Genomic DNA, 18,015 nt, shown 5'->3' with positions numbered 1-18,015 from the left:
TACAACTTATTTATATGCTATTTTCTAGCTATATAGACTTTAACGACACCTTAGCTGAACGGTTACAAACAATTGTATTTTTAATAAATCTTACTAACACATTCTTATTTAAACACAATTACACAACAATAACAACCGCTTAAAAAGCCCCAAATAACTATTTTTACCTAAACAAGGGCTTTTAGGTTTTTGCATTCTTACTAAACATACATGCAACCCTAGCATCTAAAACCTGTTATATAGTACAATCTTAATCTTTAGACTCACTATATTACTTTAACTGGATTTTAACGTATCTCCTCCCTCTGCCTGATAAAAGTCAGGGTACAGATGGGCAGAAAAAGCTATCTTTACAAACCGTTGTGCCAAAGCGACAAGCGTTTATGCGTTGGCCTACATGAAAACACAGAACCATGAGCGTAACTTTTGACGATTTTAACCTGCAACCCGACCTGCTGGAAGGCATTTGGTCTATGGGCTACAAGCAGGCCACTCCCATACAAGCCCAGGCCATTCCGCATATCTTAGAGTCTAAAGATTTAATTGCCTGTGCCCAGACCGGAACCGGTAAAACCGCTGCCTTTCTGGTGCCCACCCTGAGCAGAATCTCAGAGGCGAAGTATGATTTCACCAGTACTCTGATTTTAGTACCCACCCGCGAACTGGCCAAACAGATAGATGACCAGGTAGAAGGCCTCAGCTATTTTACCGGCGCTACCTCTATTGCTATTTACGGGGGCAACAACGCCCAAAACTGGGACCAGCAGAAGAAAGCCCTTACCAGCGGGGCAGACATCATTATCGCCACCCCGGGCCGACTCATTGCCCACATGCAGATGGGCTACGTGAAGCTGGACCAACTCAAGTACCTTATTCTGGACGAAGCCGATAAGATGTTGGACATGGGCTTCATGGATGATCTCATGAAGATTATCTCCCAGTTGCCCAAAGAGCGCCAGACCTTGCTTTTCTCGGCTACCATGCCGCCCAAGATCCGCACCTTCGCCAAGCAGATCTTACAGGAGCCAGAGGAGATCAGCCTCTCAATCTCTAAACCGGCGGCCAACATAGACCAGCGTATCTATCTGGTTTATGACAGCCAAAAGCTGAAAGTACTGCAACACATCCTTAAAGACGCCCAGATACAGACCATGATCCTGTTCACTTCGCGGAAGAACGCGGTGAATGACATTGTGCGCTCTCTACAGAAAATGGGATTCCAGGCCGAAGGCATCAGTTCTGACCGGACCCAGGATGAGCGTGAGGCAACCCTTCAGAAGTTCCGCAACAAACAATTGCAGGTACTGGTAGCCACAGACGTTATGTCCAGAGGAATTGACGTAGATAACATCAGCCACGTGGTGAACTTTGATGTACCCCAGGACGCGGAAGATTATGTGCACCGCATTGGTCGTACGGCCCGGGCCGGAGCAGACGGCATGGCCATCACCTTCGTGAACGAACAGGACCAGGAACGTCTGGTAAAAATCGAGAAACTGATTGAGCGTGAACTCCCTAAGCTTCCCCTCCCCGAAGACGTAGGCGAAGGCCCGGCCTTTGATCCGGTTGGCAACAGCAGAAGAGGCGGACGCGGCGGCAGAGGCACAACCCCTGCCAGAAGAGGCGGCAGACCCGAAGGCGCTAGAGGCGAAGGCCCTAGGAGAGAAGGCAACCGTGACCGCAGCCAGAACAGAAGAAGAGACGGCAAACCCAGTGGGGAGAAATCGGCTGCACCTACCACAGAGGGTACAACCGCTCCCAGACCTCCCAAAACCGAAGGACAGCCGCAGCCCCCCAGAGCCGAAGGCGAGGAAATAAAGCGCAAGAAAAAACGCCGTAAGAAACCCGCCAACCGCAAACCCGCTGAGGGCGGCCAGCCAACTTCCCCAGCCGCTACCGCTGCGGAATAAGCTTTTCTGATTATTATTTGCGAGGGCGTTTAGAGCCTGTTTTTCCAAAAACAGGCTCTAAACGCCCTCGTTGCATTACAAGCAAATGCTTTTCCACTAAACGTCTATTCTCAATGTAGTAGAATAATTTTGCTTCTTCCTGTAATTAATTTAACTTAGGTTACTACATCTACCCTCCGGCACCGGCCCTCCGGCTGGTTGACAGAACTGCTGCCCGCACTGTTACACTGCCTACCTTCCGCTTTTATGGTGTCTGTTCCCAGAAGTTGCTTTTCTGTTCCTTCGCCTTCTTCAGCGTAGAAACACAGGCTCAAATGACCTTAAGGCGATGGTCTTCCCCTTCAAGATCATCTCTTCCAGTGATTCCGCCGCAGGCGAATGCAACGCCTGAAAGAATGAAAGTGCTTCCTCTCCCCAACGGTAAACCTTCTCAAAAATCAGATCATGGCAGTAAACAGAACCACACCGCAGATGCGGGAATTCACCAGCAACAACGGCCGGGTAAAGGCGATTCTGGCCCAGCTTAAAGCCGATCTCAAAGGCAAGGAATTCTCTGATGTGATTGACCCCGAAGGGCACCAATACGTGGACCTGGTCATGGAGGGCGGCGGCATGCTGGGCATTGCGTTGGTGGGTTACGTGTATGCGCTGGAAGAAATGGGTATCCGGTTTCTACAGTTGGGCGGTACCTCGGCGGGCTCCATCAACGCGCTGCTCATGGCGGCAGCCGGAAAACGCAACGAGAAAACCAGCCAATGGCTGCTGGAGGAACTGTCCAGCCAGGACTTCTACCAATTTGTGGACGGCGACGCTGACGCCAAAGATTTTGTGGATGCCCTCCTGCACAAGAAAAAATGGTACACCCAGCTTTTCAAAACCACGCAGGTACTGGACAATTTCCGGGAAGATTTAGGTCTTAATCCCGGCCACGCGTTTCACCAGTGGGTAAAAAGCTTGCTGGCCAAGAAGAAGATTGAGACTCTGGCCCAGCTGCGGGAGCGCCGCAAAGAAGGCTTGGGCAACTTACTGCTCCGCAACACAGACCGCCTGTATGACTTCCGGAAGGCAGAGTTCCTGGCCTTGATCGCTGCCGATGTGACCACGCAAACCAAGGTGGTTTTCCCGGAGATGGCCAACATGTACTGGGCCAATCCGGAGGAAATTAACCCCGCCGACTTTGTGCGGGCCTCTATGTCCATCCCGCTGTTTTTCCACCCGTACAAGGTAAAGAATCTCCCCTATGATGACGAGGCCTTTGCCCGCTGGCGGCAAGTGGGCTATACCGGCAATGTACCGGACGAGGTAGTTTTTGTGGACGGAGGCATCATGTCTAACTTCCCCATTGATCTCTTCCATGAACACGGCAAAATTCCGGCAGCCCCCACCTTTGGGGTGAAACTGGGCGTAGACCGGCAGTCGCCCAGAACGGTGCACAAGATCACTGATTTAGTGGTGGCTATTTTTGACGCCGCCCGCCAGGTGCATGACTTTGATTTCATTCTGCGCAACCCAGACTACAAGCACCTGGTGCAGTGCCTGCCCACCGATGAACTCAACTGGCTGGACTTTAACATGAGCACCGCAGATAAGGTGAAACTCTTTGAGATTGGCGTGCAGGGAGCCGCCGATTTCCTGCGGACCTTCAACTGGAAGAAGTATAAACAAATCAGGGGGAAAGGAGCCACCTCGGCGCTGCCTTCCTTTCCCTTAGCCCCTACCCCCAACTGAAAATACTTGAAACATGAAAGCCGTTTAGGGGCTGTTTTCTAAAAAACGGCCCCTAAACGGCTTTCTATTTTCTGCGTGTACTTCTACCGGTCCAGTAGCAGCCCAATGCCCAGCAGCACTACAAAGCACAGCGTGGAGAGGGACATCTGCTTCAGGAGCGGGTCTAGCTGGGTTGCGGTCTGGCGGCGCTGCACCTCCCTACCGTTGTACATGAGCAACGGCACTGAGCCCAGGAAAAGCCAGGGCCAGAGCGTGGCGTTTTCGCGCAGCACCACAAAGGCGGCGGCGCAGAGAAGCCCGGAGTACAGCAGAAACCAATGGTACTTGCGTGCCCGCAACGCCCCCAACCGGACCGGCACCGAGCGCTTGCCGGCCAGTTCATCTGATTTCATGTCCCTGATGTTGTTCACGTTGAGCACCGCGGCGGAGAAAAAGCCCAGGCTGGAGGCCGGCAGCAGTAATTCAGAGAAAATTCGGCCGGTTTGCAGGAAATAGGTCCCCAGCACGCCAACCCACCCAAAGAAGAAAAACACCGAAATGTCGCCCAATCCGGCGTAGCCGTAGGGTTTGCCGCCGTTGGTATAGCCAATAGCCGCCCAGATAGCCCCTATGCCCAGCACCAGGAAGAACAGGAACAGATACAGGCCCGAAGTACCTAGCGCCACCCACAGCAGCCCCACCCCAGACACCAGCGAGAGCAGACTGAAGACAATGATGGCCGCCCGCATTTGCGTGGGCGAAATCTGCCCGGCCTGCACCGCGCGCTGCGGCCCTTCGCGGTCTTTGCTGTCGGCGCCGTGTTTGCTGTCGCCGTAGTCGTTGGCCAGGTTAGACAGAATCTGGAGGAACAAGGTGGTGAGCACGCAAAGCAGCAGCACCGGCCACCGGGAGAGATGATCGGCGGCGGCCAGAAAACCACCGGTTCCTATACAAGACAAAGAAAGCGGCAACGTGCGCAGCCTGAAAGCTGAGACCCACGTTCCCGCCGTTGGCCGTTTAGGGGCCGTTTTTCCTGAATTCACTTAAAACTGATTAGCTATTGATGTCGCGCAGCAACTCCTCGCTTAAAGGAGAAACTTTGGACGGGTAAAACTTGAGGACTTTGCCGTCTTCACTGATGAGGTACTTGCAGAAATTCCAGGTGGGTGCCGAGGCGTTGCTGCCGTTGGCGTCTTTGCTGGTGAGCCATTTGTAGAGCGGCTGCTGCTCTGCCCCTACCACAGACGCCTTCTGGAACATAGGGAACGTTACCCCGAAGTTCTTCTGGCAAAACTGCGCAATTTCCTCGTTGGAGCCTTTTTCCTGCCCGCCAAAGTCATTAGCCGGGAAACCCAGCACCACCACTTTGTCGCCGTGCAGTTTGTGGAGTTTCTCCAGGTCGGCGTACTGGGGGGTGTAGCCGCACTCAGAGGCCACGTTCACAATAAGCACCTTTTTGCCTTTGTAGGGCTGCAGGCTGGTGGGCTTTCCGTCAATGGTGTACAACGGAATGTCATAGATGGAAGAGGTGGTGGCTTCATTCATAGTGGTAGACGTTGAAGTAGACGGTTGTGTAGTGGCCGGCGGCGTGGTGGAGCAGGCCATCAGTAAAGTAAGCGAGATAAGACTGACAAACTGTTGCATAATGTGAGATAGGTATAGTTTCCTTAACCGCTTTTATAGGTTTTTGTTCTGTTCAAATATACACAGCCGCCGCATCTGCGCCTGATTTTCTGTTTCGGGGCCGTTTTTGGAAAAACAGCCCCGAAACAGAAAGCAAGTCTTTACATTCTTTCCGGCACGGCAATACCCAACAGCCCCATCATGCGCTTCAGGGTTTTGGCCACCTGGGCAGACAAGGCAATTCTAAAGCTCAACACCTGCGCGTTGGCCTCTTGGAAAATAGGCACCTCGGTATAGAAACGGTTGTAGGCTTTGGCCACGTCAAAGGCGTATTGCGCAATAATGGACGGCGCATGGTTACGGGCGGCCTCGTCAATGATAGAATCTGCGTAGTTCAACAGAATCAGGGCTTCGCGCTCGGTTTCGTGCAGCAGTTCCATGCCGGTGAAAGAGACGCTGTCTGAACTGATGCCCAACTCATTCGCCTTACGCTGGATGGCGGCAATGCGCGCGTGCGTGTACTGGATGAACGGACCGGTATTTCCCTTGAAATCGATGGACTCCTCTGGGTTGAAGAGCATCCGCTTTTTAGGGTCTACCTTGAGCAGGAAGTACTTGAGCGCACCCATGGCCAGCGTGTGGTAGAGTTGCTGCGCTTCCTCGGCCGTAAAACCGTCAATCTTGCCCAGTTCATCGGTTTTCTGGCGGGCGGTGTCAATCATCTCCTGCACCAGTTCATCGGCGTCCACTACGGTTCCCTCCCGGGACTTCATCTTGCCGCTGGGCAGGTCTACCATGCCGTAAGACAAGTGGAAAATGCCGTCGGCGTAAGGTTTCTGTAGTTTCTTCAGGATGGCCTTAAGCACCTGGAAATGGTAATTCTGCTCATCGGCCACCACGTACACAGACTGGTCATAGTGGAAATCCTGGTATTTGAGTTCGGCGGTGCCGAGGTCCTGCGTGATGTAGACAGAAGTGCCGTCGGCACGGAGCACCAGTTTCTCGTCCAGGCCTTCCTCCGTGAGGTCAATCCACACCGAGCCATCGGGCTTTTTGAAGAACACGCCTTTCTCCAGGCCTTCCTCCACGCGGTCTTTGCCCAGCAGATACGTCCCAGACTCATAGTAGAACTTGTCAAAGTCTACGCCTATGTTTTTATAGGTGGCGTTGAAGCCCTCGTACACCCAGCCGTTCATCTTTTCCCACAAGGCAATGGTAGCGGGGTCATGCTGTTCCCATTTCTGGAGCATTTTCTGGGTTTCCAGCATGAGCGGAGCCTGCTTTTTGGCCTGCTCCTTGTCCATGCCTTGCGCCACCAGTTCGTCTATCTCTTTTTTATAGGCTTTGTCGAACTCCACGTAGTATTTCCCCACCAGGTGGTCGCCTTTAATGCCGGAGCTCTGCGGCGTCTCGCCCTGCCCGAACTTCTCATAGGCGATCATGGACTTGCAGATGTGGATACCACGGTCGTTCACCAGGTTGGCTTTGATTACGTCATATCCGGCGGCCTTCAGGATCTCGGCCACGGAGTAGCCCAGGAAGTTGTTGCGCAGGTGGCCCAGGTGCAGCGGCTTGTTGGTGTTAGGTGAAGAGTACTCTACCACCACTTTGCGTTTAGGAGCCGTTTTTTCAGAATTTGCCTCAAAACCGCTCACCTGCTCCGCGAACTGCTGCAGCCACACGCTGTCTTTGATCTCAATGTTGAGGAAACCTTTGACTACGTTATAGCCCGCCACCTGCGGCGCGTTCTGGGTCAAGGTTTCGCCCAGCGCCTGCCCTATCTGCTCCGGGCCTTTGCCCAGGGCTTTGGTGAGCGGGAAAGTGACAAAGGTAAACGTACCGGCAAACTCCTTGCGGGTAGGCTGCAGGTTGATTTGCTCTGCGGGGAGCGCATGCTGAAAAGTATTTTGCAAGGCCTGGCTCAGCGCCTGGGCAATCTGGTTCTCAAGTTGTTTCATCTGTATTAAGCAGTAGGCGTGGTCTGCCCCTCTTGGGCCAGACGGTTCTGAATCGCGTCAGTGGTGTATTCTAATATTTCAAAGGCGTTTTGCGCCATGGTATTCTCGGCATCCAGCGTGGGGTTGATCTCCACCATCTCAAAGCACACCACCTTGGGGTGGCTTACCAGGTGGTGGCACAGATCCTTGGCCTGGGCCACGTTTAATCCTACCTCTACCGGAGTGCCGGTTCCTTTGGAGAATTTGGAGTCCAGGCTGTCCACGTCAAAGGAAACGTAGATCATGTCACAGTCTTGGAGGCGGCGCAGGGCTTCCTGGGCTACTTGCTCAGTGCCTTTGGCCATTACCTCTGGGTAGGTGAAGTTCTTGATGTTGTGCTTGTCAAACAAGTACACCTCGGGCTTCTCATAGCTGCGGGTCACAATGTAGACAATGTGCTCATGCCTGATCTTAGGCTGCTCCGTGCCCACTTTCTTGAGCGCTTCCCAAAAGAAGAGGGTCTGGGCGTCTGGCTCATTGACCTTGCAGTCTAGGTTATCTTCAGAGAGGGAGGCGGCCAGCGGCATGCCGTGCATGTTGCCAGACGGGGTGGTGTAGGGCGAATGGATGTCGGCGTGGGCGTCTACCCAGATCACCCCCAGCGTCTTGTCTGGATAGGCGGCTTTAAGACCGGCAATGGTTCCGCCGGCGTTAGAGTGGTCACCGGCCAGCACCAACGGGAACATTCCCAGCTCCAATGTTTGTTCTACAGTGTTGCTGATGCGTTTATACGTCTGCAGAATGCTGTCAATGTACTTGGCATGCGGAAACAGGTTCTTCTCAAACATGACCTCATTGAAGTTGGGCACCTCCACGGCGTTGAATCTCTTGAAATAATCTGACCCTTTGTTGAGGCAGGCGATCTTGAGGGCATCAACGCCCAAACTAGCTCCGCGCGTGCCCGCCCCCAGTTCAGATTTTACTTCTATGAGTCTGATTTTTTTCATGCGAAACAGAACCTAGTTTTTGCAAAGATGGTAAAATACAAGCAATTTCGCACGTTATCCGCATTGGGTAAGCCTTAACATTCTAATGGATAAATACACCGACTTAATTCACCAAACCTTTGATTTTCCTACAGAGGAATTCACGGTACACAATAACGAACTCTCTTTCAACGGAATTCCTATGATGGATCTGGTGAAGCAGTACGGCACGCCGCTCCGCCTCACCTATCTGCCTAAAATCAGCTCCCAAATCCAGAAGGCAAAAATCCTGTTCAAGGAGTCTATGGAGAAGCTGAATTACCAGGGAACGTACACTTACTGCTACTGCACCAAGTCCAGCCACTTCTCTTTTGTGCTACAGGAGGCGCTCAAAAACGATATCCATATTGAAACCTCGTCTTCGTATGACATGCCCATCATCAGGGCGCTGTATGAGAAAGGCAAGGTAGATAAAGACGTGTTTGTGGTCTGCAACGGCTTTAAGCGCGAGCTGTACCGCAACCACATCACAGCCATGATCAATGACGGCTTCAAGAACGTGACGCCGGTGCTGGATCATTTGGGCGAGATTGACCATTACGAGCAGTTTGTGGAGGGCGAATGCCAACTGGGCATCAGATTGGCCTCTGACGAGGAGCCCAAGTTCCAGTTCTACACCTCGCGCCTGGGCATCAATTACAACGACGTGGTGGGCCTGTATGAGAGCAAGATCAAGAACAACCCCAAGTTCAAGCTGAAGATGCTCCACTACTTCATCAACACGGGCATCAAAGACACGTCTTACTACTGGTCTGAGCTGAGCCGCTTTGTGCACAAGTACTGTGAGATGAAGAAGCTGTGCCCAGAACTGGACACCATTGACATTGGCGGCGGTTTCCCCATCAAGACGTCTATCCAGTTCGATTACAACTACCGGTACATGATTGAGGAGATCCTGCGTACCATCCAGCGTATCTGCAAGCAGGAAGGCGTGGCGGAACCCAACATCTTCACCGAGTTCGGGATTTACACCGTGGGCGAAAGCGGGGCGCACATCTACTCCATTCTGGATACTAAGCTACAGAACGACAAGGAGCTTTGGTACATGATTGACGGTTCTTTCATTACCAACCTGCCAGACACCTGGGCCCTGAACCAGCGCTACATCCTGCTGGCCCTCAACAACTGGGACAAAGATTACCAGCGCCTGAACATTGGTGGCCTCACCTGCGACAGCCAGGACTACTATAACTCTGAGATGCACTCCTTCCAGGTGTTCTTGCCCAAGATCCAGAAAGAGCAGCCAGAGCCCCAGTACATTGGCTTCTTCCACACGGGCGCCTACCAGGAAAGTCTGAGCGGTTACGGCGGCATCAAACATTGTCTTATTCCGGCACCTAAGCACGTGATTATTGACCGTGCCGAAGACGGAAGCCTGAAATCATGGGTTTTTGCCGAGGAGCAGAACGTAGATTCTATGCTGCAAATACTTGGTTATAAGGATTGAGATTTTTTTCTTTCAAATCTCTCACAATCCTAAACTAAAATCGTAGATTTGAAGTAGAATACCTCAAATGTTGGACAATAACTATATGAAGAACCTTTTCTTATTCGCTTCAATCTGTGTGTTAGGCTTTGCATCTTGCAAATCATCTACTTGCCCTGCCTACTCTCAAAAATCTGACCGCTCGGTGGAGCAAAAAGTGATGGTGAAAGCCGTTGCCAAGGCTCCTGCCACCAACAGAGTGAACGGATAACGTTCTTCTGCCATAGCATATATCTGAAGCCCCGGAAGTCTTCTTCCGGGGCTTTCTATTTTAGAGGGAAAGCCGAAGTGCGTTTAGGGGCTGTTTTTGGAAAAAGAGCCCCTAAACGCACTTCGGCTTTAAATGGAGATGGATTTGCCCTCCCGTCCTTACTTCTGCTGTACCAAGAGCCATTGGGCGGCGGCTAACAGGTTCTTCTGCTGATACGTGTGCGTGCCCACCGGGTATGGCCCCACCAGCACGGCGGGAATGTTGCATTTCTGGGCCGCCTGCACATCACGCAGTTGGTCTCCAATGAACCAGCACTGGCTTGGGTCTAACCGGTATTTGGCCATGGCCCGCTCCAGCATTAAACTGTTGGGCTTGCGAGAGAGAGACTCAGACACAGACGGATGCCCTGGGGCCATGTAAATGGCGTCTATGGCGTTGTCACAGGTTTGCTGTAGTTTGCCGTGGCAGGCCAGTACATCGGCTTTGGTGTATAAACCTTTGGCAATGCCGGCCTGGTTGGTAATGACAATGAGTAGGTACCCGTTCTGCTTCAGGAGAGACAAAGCCTCGGGCACGCCGACCTCTACCTCAAAATCACTGGGGCGCCAAGTATAGTCTCCGCGCTCCACATTGAGGACCCCATCTCGGTCCAAAAAAACGGCTTTCCTTTTTAACGGCTGGTTCTGTTTTTCCATTGGCCCAAAAATAGCCATTCCTAAGCGGCATTTCTTGCCCTTAACGTAATTTTGGACTATTTTCTCTGGTATGCGTGTATAACGCGGGGGCCGCTCTTGCGTACGAAGGGGCAGCACACAAATTGTCCCCCATGCGCGTCGCTATTATTGGAGCAGGAATATCCGGATTGGCATTGGCTTACTATCTCCAGAAGCTAGGGGTACGCTATGACCTTTTTGAAAGTGAGCCCGAGGTGGGGGGCCTCATCAAAAGCGCCAAAAAAGGGGCTTACCAGCTGGAACTGGGTCCACATTCCCTGCACATGAATGAGGAACTGCAGGAACTGTTACAGGAACTCAAGCTGGAAGACGAAATCATCAGGCCCGCCACTAAAACCCAGGACCGCTACATCAAAAAAGACGGCAGCTATCATCGGCTTCCCGCCTCGCCGCGCAAGTTAATCTTAGACTCGTTCTTCCATTGGCGCACCAAACTCCAGATTACGCAGGAGGCCAACATTCCGGCGCAGGAAGTCCCCGAGGAAACAGTGAGCAACTTTTTTCGGCGGCGTTTTGGGCAGGAGGTGGTAGATTACCTGGTAGACCCTCTGGTGGCAGGCCATTTTGCCGGTGACCCGGAGAAGCTGTTGCTGGAGAAAACCTTTCCCCATCTGAAGGAGCTGGAAAGAGCCCACGGATCGGTGCTGAGAGGTTTGGATTTAGAGCAGGAACTACCCCAAAAGCCTGTTTTCTCCCTGCTCCAGGGGTTACAGACATTGCCCAACGCCATTGCCTCTAAACTGATCTCGCTGCACGTAGACCACAAAGTGGAGATGATCCATCGGGCCAAAGGCAAATACCTTTTGAGCATTGAACATGATGTTGAAGGCTTAGCCGATGAGGAATTTGACGCCGTGGTCATTGCCCTGCCCGCGCACGCCGCCGCAGAACTCCTGGATTTTACCACTCCCGGCCTGGCGGCGGCTCTGCACAACGTGAATTACGTGCCCATGGCGGTGGTGCAAACTGCTTATAGGAAGCACTCCGTAGGATTTCCCCTGGATGGTTTAGGGGCCCTGCATCCGCAGAAAGAGCAACCGTTCAGCATGGGCACCTTCTGGAGCAGTTCCTCATTTCCGCGTATATGCCCAGATGATGAGGTGCTGTTCACTTCTTTTGTGGGAGGTGGCGCGGCCGCCGAAAACGCCTGTCTGCCGGAGGCCGAAGTTCTGCTGCGCGTGCATGAAGAACTCAAGGAGAACTACGCTATCTCTGCCAATCTCCCAGTATTTCAGCATTTACACCATTGGCCGCAGGCGCTACCCCAGGCAGACATGTTCATTACAGACGTACACCAACTGGCCCAGCTCATGGAGCAGGAGCAACTGTACGCCTGCGCCAATTGGATCTCTGGCCCCGCGGTGCCTGACTGTGTACGGTACGCCAAGCAGCTGGCCCAAAAAATATATTCCCAGCGGGCTTCCCTCCAATAAAGCCGTTTCGCCTATATTTGGGGGATGAAAGAGTCTGTGGTGGTCATCCCGACCTACAATGAAATAGAGAACATAGAAGCCATAATCCGGAAAGTTTTCTCATTGCCACACCCTTTCCACTTGCTCATCATAGATGATAACTCGCCAGACGGCACAGCCCAAGCGGTGATGCGTCTGCAGGCTGAGTTCCCTGACCGGCTCTTCCTGGAGCAGCGCAAAGGCAAATTGGGGCTGGGTACCGCCTACATCCACGGGTTTAAATACGCCTTGCGCGCTGGCTACCGGTACATCTTTGAGATGGACGCTGATTTCTCCCACAACCCAGATGATCTTATAAAGCTCCATGACGCCTGCGCGGTGGATGGGTATGACCTGGCCATTGGCAGCCGTTACAGCAGCGGCGTGAATGTAGTTAATTGGCCTATGAGCCGGGTGCTCCTCTCCTATTTTGCCAGCCGCTATGTGCGCCTCATTACTGGCATGCCCATTCATGACGCCACCGCCGGTTTTAAATGCTACTCGCGTCAGGTACTGGAAACCATCAACCTTGACCAGATTCGTTTTATTGGGTATGCCTTCCAGATTGAGATGAAGTTTCTGACCTATAAGTTCGGGTTTAGGATCAAGGAAGTACCCATCATCTTCACAGATAGAACCAGAGGCCAGTCTAAAATGAGCAAAGGCATTATTAGGGAAGCTTTTCTGGGAGTCATCCAGATGAAGGTCTCCAGCTTTTTCCGGCGGTTCAACAGATAAAAACCTGGTTCTGTTTTGGGGCCTATTTCAGAAAAATAGCCGCTAAACGGATTTGCAGCGGCGCCTTTTTTCATGGTTTTGCCGCCGTTCCTGTGTATCTTTCCCTTTTAATCCTGGAGGAGCGTACTCTGCCTGCGGTAATTTGCCCTATTAACAGAGTAGCTTTTCTGTCATCACTATTCACCTACAGCTTTGAAAACAGACATCATATTCTGGATAGGCTTCAACGCCTTCGTCCTAATCCTGCTGGCCTTGGACCTCTTTGTCTTCCACCGCAAAAGCCACGTGGTCAAGATTAAAGAGGCGCTGCTTTGGAGTGCCTTCTGGATTGCTTTATCCTTAGCCTTCAACGTGGGCATCTATTACTGGCGAGGCAGCACTCCAGCGCTGGAATTCCTGACGGCTTATCTGATTGAGAAGTCTCTGAGCGTAGACAACCTGTTTGTCTTCATCCTTATCTTCAATTTCTTCAAGGTGCCTTCCTCGGTGCAGCACAAGATCTTGTTCTGGGGAGTGCTGGGGGCCTTGTTCTTTAGGGCAGTCTTCATTCTGGTGGGCGTGACGCTTATTGCTAAGTTCCACTTCATTATCTACATCCTGGGCGGTTTCCTGGTCTTCACGGGTATTAAAATGGCCTTCTCCTCCGGCGATGATGACATTGACCCCGAGGCTAACCCCGTGGTGAAGTTCGTGAGCCGCTACATGCCCGTGACCAACCGGCACTATGGCGACAAGTTCTTTGTGAAGATTGACAAGACCATCTTCGCCACGCCGTTGTTCCTGGTCCTGATCATGGTGGAAACCACAGACATTGTCTTCGCCGCTGACTCTATCCCGGCTATTCTGGCTATCTCTAAAGATCCGTTTATTGTGTACACGTCTAACGTTTTCGCCCTGCTGGGTTTGCGGGCGCTCTATTTTGCGTTGGCGGGCATTATGCAGCTCTTCCACTACCTGCACTACGGGTTGTCGCTTATTCTGGTATTCATCGGGCTTAAGCTGGTGCTCTCAGACGTGATTCACCTAGACATGCGCATTGCCTTGGGGGTTGTGGCGTTTATCTTAGCGATATCGGTTATCCTGTCGCTGTTGTTCCCTAAAAAAGACGCTCCGGCCGTACCACTACCTAACCAGGAAGAAGACTCAACGCAAGCATAATCATTGTCTATTGAAAAAGCGTCGGCCGTTTAGGGGCTGTTTTTCCAAAAACAGCCCCTAAACGGCCGACGCTTTTTGTAACGTATGGAACTAGAAACCAAAGTTGAGCAAGAAGCTAAAACTTACATCCGCCACAGACAGCCATTGACTGGACAATCTGTTTAGAGGCTCTTTTTCCTAAATTGAAGCAAAACCACCATCATAAAAACCAGCAGCGCTCCATCCTGTTCAGGGTGGAGCGCTGCTGGTTTTTATGATGGTGGTCTTTTTTAGAAATCAAGCAAATCAATAGGGGCCAATTCTAGCGTATCCATGATTTGGGTGGTATCTGGTTTGGCTATGATGAAGCTCCCGGCCCGGCCGCTCAAATTCACGTAAGGTGAAACGCTGGCGTGCTCTGACGGAGAAATCAACCCTCGTTTCAGCATGTTGCCGGTAATCAGCTTGAAGAAGTACCTGGGATATGCCCTTAGCTCGCCGTATGAATTGAAGTAGGTGCGGTACTGCTTGGGTTTGGGCACAATGCTGGCCAGGAACAAGCATTCCTCCAGCGTGAGCTGACTAGGTTCCTTTGAGAAATAAAAGCGGGCCGCTTCTTTGATGCCGTACACATTGGGTCCCCATTCTATGATATTCAGGTAGACTTCATACATCCGCTCTTTAGGCGTCAGTCGTAGGTTTTCCATGATCCACACAATAAGCGCCTCCTCTACCTTTCTGGTAATGGTCTTCTTTCTGGTTAAAAAGGCGTTTTTCACCAACTGCATAGAAACTGTACTACCGCCCCGCACAAACGAATTCTCTTTGATATTGGTGATCAAAGAATGCCGGAACGCCCCTTCATGGAAGCCTTTGTGTGTGAAGAATCTAGGGTCTTCCGCCGTTAAGATGGCATACTTGAGATAATGCGGAATCTGGTTGAAGGGAGTGAAATTGGGGTTAGATGGTCCTACTTTGAAGGTACGCACCACTTTCCCCTGCTCATACACCGTGTGGGTAAACTCCTGGTTGAGCTTACGCAGGTCATTCGGTCCGAAATCAGTGATCTGTAAGTTCTGGGCATCCAGATCCGATTCAAATTTGAGGCTGTCTACCTGAGCCATGTCTACATAGAAATCCATGTGGTACTTAAACGTACCGGTCGCTTTCACACCTTGGAAAGTGTCAAACAAACCAGGAGGCATAGACGCAAACAGATCATTGGCCGGAATATCAGGTGACCCTATCTTGATACCGATTTTGCGGTTAGGACGGGTTTCATAGGTGAGTTCAGGGTAGAAAATAGCTTTGTTGATCCGTACTTCAGATTCAGGCTCCAGCGCATAATAATGGTCGCCTAAAGTGATCACGTACTTCATAGCGCCATTCTGAACCGTCACATTCTCATCCGCAATTTTAGGGTGGTTCAGCACCAATCCGAAGGCACTTGACTCTCCCTTGATGGTTAATTGATTATTCTTGAAGACCTTGTCTGTAATACTTAGGCTCAAGGTATCAAAGCGCATGGTGGCGCCAAACTTTTGCTTTATGTACGGGACCTCAATACTGCCAGAGGCGTTATCACCGTACATTTTGGCAGAGAGCAAGTATTTGTCTGGATCTATAACGCCCCGCACAAACATGGTGTTGGTCACAGAATCAGTATTGATGGTCATTCGGGCATCAATACCGCCATCTTCTATTACCATAGTTGGTAAATGCATGCTGATGGTACGCCCATCATTCTTGAACACCACCCCTAAGTTTCTGAAGTTAACTCCGTCTGGTACGTTCTCAAAAGCCGTTTCTATGAGCCTGTTCAGCAGGGTACCATAGTTAGAGTTTTTGGCCGTGGTATCTACGGCCTCTCCGGTGGCTTTCTTCCGGTACAGAAAGGAGAAATTGTCTGTACTGTCCTGCATGTAAGCGGTAATCATACCACTGGCCATATCAAATTGCTTAAAGACCATGCGGCCGAGAAACAGAGACCTGAAGCTAACCGTGGCAGCCACTGTATCTACCTGTAGCAGTTTAGGCTGACCATTGGGTAAAAGTGAGATATCAGTAACAAGTACAGTGTTGAGGTTAAGAAACTTGGCTTGTCCAATATGTAGCTTAGCGGGGTACTTGTTCTCAACTTTCTGGATGATTTTGGCTACCGCAAATTTGAGTATACGTTCGCGGTTAAGCAGGAACAGAGCAAAAGAAACCAACAGGAGAGCAACAAATACTCCTACGCCTATCCATAACTTTTTCTTATTCCTGATAAAAAAATCTTTAATCTTAGACAAAACGCTTCCTTAAGGTTTATAAACTATTGAGGAATTCTATAAAATTCCAACTTACAAAACTAATGTAATCCCTGATAGATTAAAACCACCAAGTGATGCAACTGGATAAATACGCAGCTTCCCCTCCAAAGTTAAGGTATTAAGAGCTTGTTAGGCCGCTGCTTCTCTAAATGTGCCTAGAGGTTCTCATGTTCCTTTATATCTTTGGATAAAATCTGACCTTATGAATTTATCAGCCCTTACTGCTATTTCGCCAATCGATGGCCGCTACCGTTCACAAGTGGCACCATTTGCTGAATATTTCTCTGAATTTGCTCTTATCAAATACCGTGTGCTGGTAGAAGTGGAATACTTCATCTCCTTATGTGAATTACCTCTCCCTCAGCTGAAAGAGGTTGACGCCAGCTTATTCCCTGCTATGCGTAAGATCTATGAAGATTTCTCCGCTGAAGATGCCCAAACCATAAAGGAAACGGAGAAAGTAACTAATCATGATGTAAAAGCGGTAGAATACTTTCTTAAGGATAAACTTGAAGTATTAGGTATAGGGGATTCAAAGGAATTCATTCACTTTGGGCTTACCTCTCAGGATATCAATAACACGGCTATTCCTCTATCGTTACAGCATGCGCTACAGAACCAATATTTGCCTACGCTCACTCAAATAAAAGAGGCATTAGGCTCATTAGCTATGGAGTGGAAAGAGGTTCCTATGTTGGCCCATACCCATGGACAACCAGCCTCCCCTACCCGTCTGGGCAAAGAGATACAGGTTTTTGTTGAGCGTCTGGACCAGCAACTGCTATTGCTTAACCAAATTCCTTTTGCTGGAAAATTCGGTGGCGCTACCGGAAACTTTAATGCCCATCATGTGGCGTATCCGGAAATTAATTGGGTTGAATTTGGAAATCAATTCTTGAAGGAAAAGCTCCAATTGCAAAGAAGTCAGGTCACGACACAGATAGAGCACTATGATCATCTTGCAGCCTTGTTTGATAGTATAAAGCGCATCAACACAATTCTTACAGACTTCTCCAGAGATATATGGCAATACATCTCTATGGGTTACTTCAAACAAAAGATCAAAGAAGGTGAAATAGGCTCGTCTGCCATGCCCCATAAGGTAAACCCAATTGACTTTGAAAATGCCGAAGGAAATTTAGGTATGGCAAATGCAATATTCTCTTATCTGTCTGAGAAACTGCCCATCTCCAGATTGCAAAGAGATCTTACAGATTCTACTGTTTTACGAAACATTGGGGTACCGCTTTCCCATTCCCTCCTTGCTTTGAAATCTCTATTGAAAGGAATAGGAAAGCTGCAATTGAACATTGCTGCCTTAGAGCATGATCTAGAAGATAACTGGGCAGTAGTGGCCGAGGCGATTCAAACTGTACTTCGCCGGGAAGGATACCCGGCACCTTATGAAGCACTTAAAGGCTTAACCCGAACTAATGAGAAAATAACGAAGGAATCCATTAGGTCTTTTATTGAGACCTTAGCCGTTACAGATGAAGTTCGAGAAGAGCTGAAAGCCATCACTCCTTTCAACTATACAGGCATCATGCTTTATTGAGGAGCACAAGACTAATCGTCCTAACAAAGAAGGGCGGCACATCTAATTGTGCCGCCCTTCTTTGTTAGGGCTATGTCTTGCCTGGCGGGGTGTTGTAGGGAGGTACTGCCTTCCCCCTTGGCTGTAAACGGGAGACGCCCACCGCTGTCTCCAGGGGTGGGCGTCTGT

General features: G+C 50.5%; 13 protein-coding genes. 7 read left to right on the top strand and 6 right to left on the bottom strand.

The window, feature by feature from the left end; genetic code table 11:
- Positions 1-413 precede the first annotated feature (413 nt).
- Both EFA69_RS12905 and EFA69_RS12900 read left to right on the top strand, forming a co-directional pair.
- The gene (locus tag EFA69_RS12905) at positions 414-1,910 is read left to right on the top strand and encodes a DEAD/DEAH box helicase (RefSeq protein ID WP_245964573.1); all 1,497 of its coding nucleotides are present in this window, start codon (positions 414-416) and stop codon (positions 1,908-1,910) included.
- Positions 1,911-2,354: 444 nt separating this feature from the next.
- The gene (locus EFA69_RS12900) at positions 2,355-3,638 is read left to right on the top strand and encodes a patatin-like phospholipase family protein (protein ID WP_123133543.1); all 1,284 of its coding nucleotides are present in this window, start codon (positions 2,355-2,357) and stop codon (positions 3,636-3,638) included.
- An 83-nt stretch (positions 3,639-3,721) separates the two neighbouring features.
- On the opposite strand, the gene EFA69_RS12895 is transcribed toward EFA69_RS12900, so the two are convergent.
- The 4 genes from EFA69_RS12895 to EFA69_RS12880 all read right to left on the bottom strand — a co-directional run bounded on the left by EFA69_RS12895 (position 3,722) and on the right by EFA69_RS12880 (position 8,184).
- A complete protein-coding gene (locus EFA69_RS12895) occupies positions 3,722-4,660 on the bottom strand; it encodes a 1,4-dihydroxy-2-naphthoate polyprenyltransferase (RefSeq protein WP_123133542.1) in 939 nt (312 codons plus the stop codon).
- A gap of 10 nt (positions 4,661-4,670) precedes the next feature.
- A complete protein-coding gene (locus EFA69_RS12890) occupies positions 4,671-5,261 on the bottom strand; it encodes a glutathione peroxidase (protein WP_221175740.1) in 591 nt (196 codons plus the stop codon).
- A gap of 140 nt (positions 5,262-5,401) precedes the next feature.
- Positions 5,402-7,198, bottom strand: coding sequence for an arginine--tRNA ligase (gene argS / locus EFA69_RS12885; protein WP_123133540.1), 1,797 nt, complete (start codon positions 7,196-7,198; stop codon positions 5,402-5,404).
- A gap of 5 nt (positions 7,199-7,203) precedes the next feature.
- The gene (locus tag EFA69_RS12880) at positions 7,204-8,184 is read right to left on the bottom strand and encodes an arginase (protein WP_123133539.1); all 981 of its coding nucleotides are present in this window, start codon (positions 8,182-8,184) and stop codon (positions 7,204-7,206) included.
- 85 nt (positions 8,185-8,269) lie between these two features.
- On the opposite strand from EFA69_RS12880, the gene EFA69_RS12875 reads away from it, so the two are divergent.
- Entirely contained in the window at positions 8,270-9,670 is a 1,401-nt protein-coding gene (locus tag EFA69_RS12875; RefSeq protein WP_123133538.1) for a type III PLP-dependent enzyme domain-containing protein, read from the top strand.
- Positions 9,671-10,078: 408 nt separating this feature from the next.
- On the opposite strand, the gene EFA69_RS12870 is transcribed toward EFA69_RS12875, so the two are convergent.
- A complete protein-coding gene (locus tag EFA69_RS12870; protein ID WP_317125632.1) occupies positions 10,079-10,573 on the bottom strand; it encodes a D-glycero-alpha-D-manno-heptose-1,7-bisphosphate 7-phosphatase in 495 nt (164 codons plus the stop codon).
- Between the two features lie 173 nt (positions 10,574-10,746).
- On the opposite strand from EFA69_RS12870, the gene hemG reads away from it, so the two are divergent.
- The 3 genes from hemG to EFA69_RS12855 all read left to right on the top strand — a co-directional run bounded on the left by hemG (position 10,747) and on the right by EFA69_RS12855 (position 14,001).
- Positions 10,747-12,087, top strand: coding sequence for a protoporphyrinogen oxidase (gene hemG, locus EFA69_RS12865; protein ID WP_123133537.1), 1,341 nt, complete (start codon positions 10,747-10,749; stop codon positions 12,085-12,087).
- Positions 12,088-12,111: 24 nt separating this feature from the next.
- Complete coding sequence (locus EFA69_RS12860) at positions 12,112-12,843, top strand: polyprenol monophosphomannose synthase (RefSeq protein ID WP_123133536.1); 732 nt, start codon at positions 12,112-12,114, stop codon at positions 12,841-12,843.
- A 192-nt stretch (positions 12,844-13,035) separates the two neighbouring features.
- The gene (locus EFA69_RS12855; protein WP_123133535.1) at positions 13,036-14,001 is read left to right on the top strand and encodes a TerC family protein; all 966 of its coding nucleotides are present in this window, start codon (positions 13,036-13,038) and stop codon (positions 13,999-14,001) included.
- A gap of 269 nt (positions 14,002-14,270) precedes the next feature.
- On the opposite strand, the gene EFA69_RS12850 is transcribed toward EFA69_RS12855, so the two are convergent.
- Positions 14,271-16,271 carry a biosynthetic peptidoglycan transglycosylase gene (locus EFA69_RS12850; protein ID WP_123133534.1) on the bottom strand — a complete coding sequence of 667 codons (2,001 nt, stop codon included), beginning with the start codon at positions 16,269-16,271 and terminating at the stop codon, positions 14,271-14,273.
- Between the two features lie 223 nt (positions 16,272-16,494).
- Between EFA69_RS12850 and purB the strand changes: the two genes are divergently transcribed.
- The gene (gene purB, locus EFA69_RS12845; RefSeq protein ID WP_123133533.1) at positions 16,495-17,847 is read left to right on the top strand and encodes an adenylosuccinate lyase; all 1,353 of its coding nucleotides are present in this window, start codon (positions 16,495-16,497) and stop codon (positions 17,845-17,847) included.
- The last annotated feature ends 168 nt before the right edge of the window (positions 17,848-18,015 follow it).

Origin of the sequence: Rufibacter immobilis (assembly GCF_003721565.1) — a bacterium.
Taxonomy (GTDB): Bacteria; Bacteroidota; Bacteroidia; order Cytophagales; family Hymenobacteraceae; genus Nibribacter; species Nibribacter immobilis.
The sequence above is the reverse complement of the archived record's forward strand: the minus strand, read 5'-3'. Positions and strand labels throughout refer to the sequence as shown.

Coding starts and splice junctions, on each gene's coding strand:
- EFA69_RS12905 (WP_245964573.1), top strand. CDS start 414: ATGAGCGTAACTTTTGACGATTTTAACCTGCAACCCGACCTGCTGGAA.
- EFA69_RS12900 (WP_123133543.1), top strand. CDS start 2,355: ATGGCAGTAAACAGAACCACACCGCAGATGCGGGAATTCACCAGCAAC.
- EFA69_RS12890 (WP_221175740.1), bottom strand. CDS start 5,261: ATGCAACAGTTTGTCAGTCTTATCTCGCTTACTTTACTGATGGCCTGC.
- argS (WP_123133540.1), bottom strand. CDS start 7,198: ATGAAACAACTTGAGAACCAGATTGCCCAGGCGCTGAGCCAGGCCTTG.
- EFA69_RS12880 (WP_123133539.1), bottom strand. CDS start 8,184: ATGAAAAAAATCAGACTCATAGAAGTAAAATCTGAACTGGGGGCGGGC.
- EFA69_RS12875 (WP_123133538.1), top strand. CDS start 8,270: ATGGATAAATACACCGACTTAATTCACCAAACCTTTGATTTTCCTACA.
- hemG (WP_123133537.1), top strand. CDS start 10,747: ATGCGCGTCGCTATTATTGGAGCAGGAATATCCGGATTGGCATTGGCT.
- EFA69_RS12860 (WP_123133536.1), top strand. CDS start 12,112: ATGAAAGAGTCTGTGGTGGTCATCCCGACCTACAATGAAATAGAGAAC.
- purB (WP_123133533.1), top strand. CDS start 16,495: ATGAATTTATCAGCCCTTACTGCTATTTCGCCAATCGATGGCCGCTAC.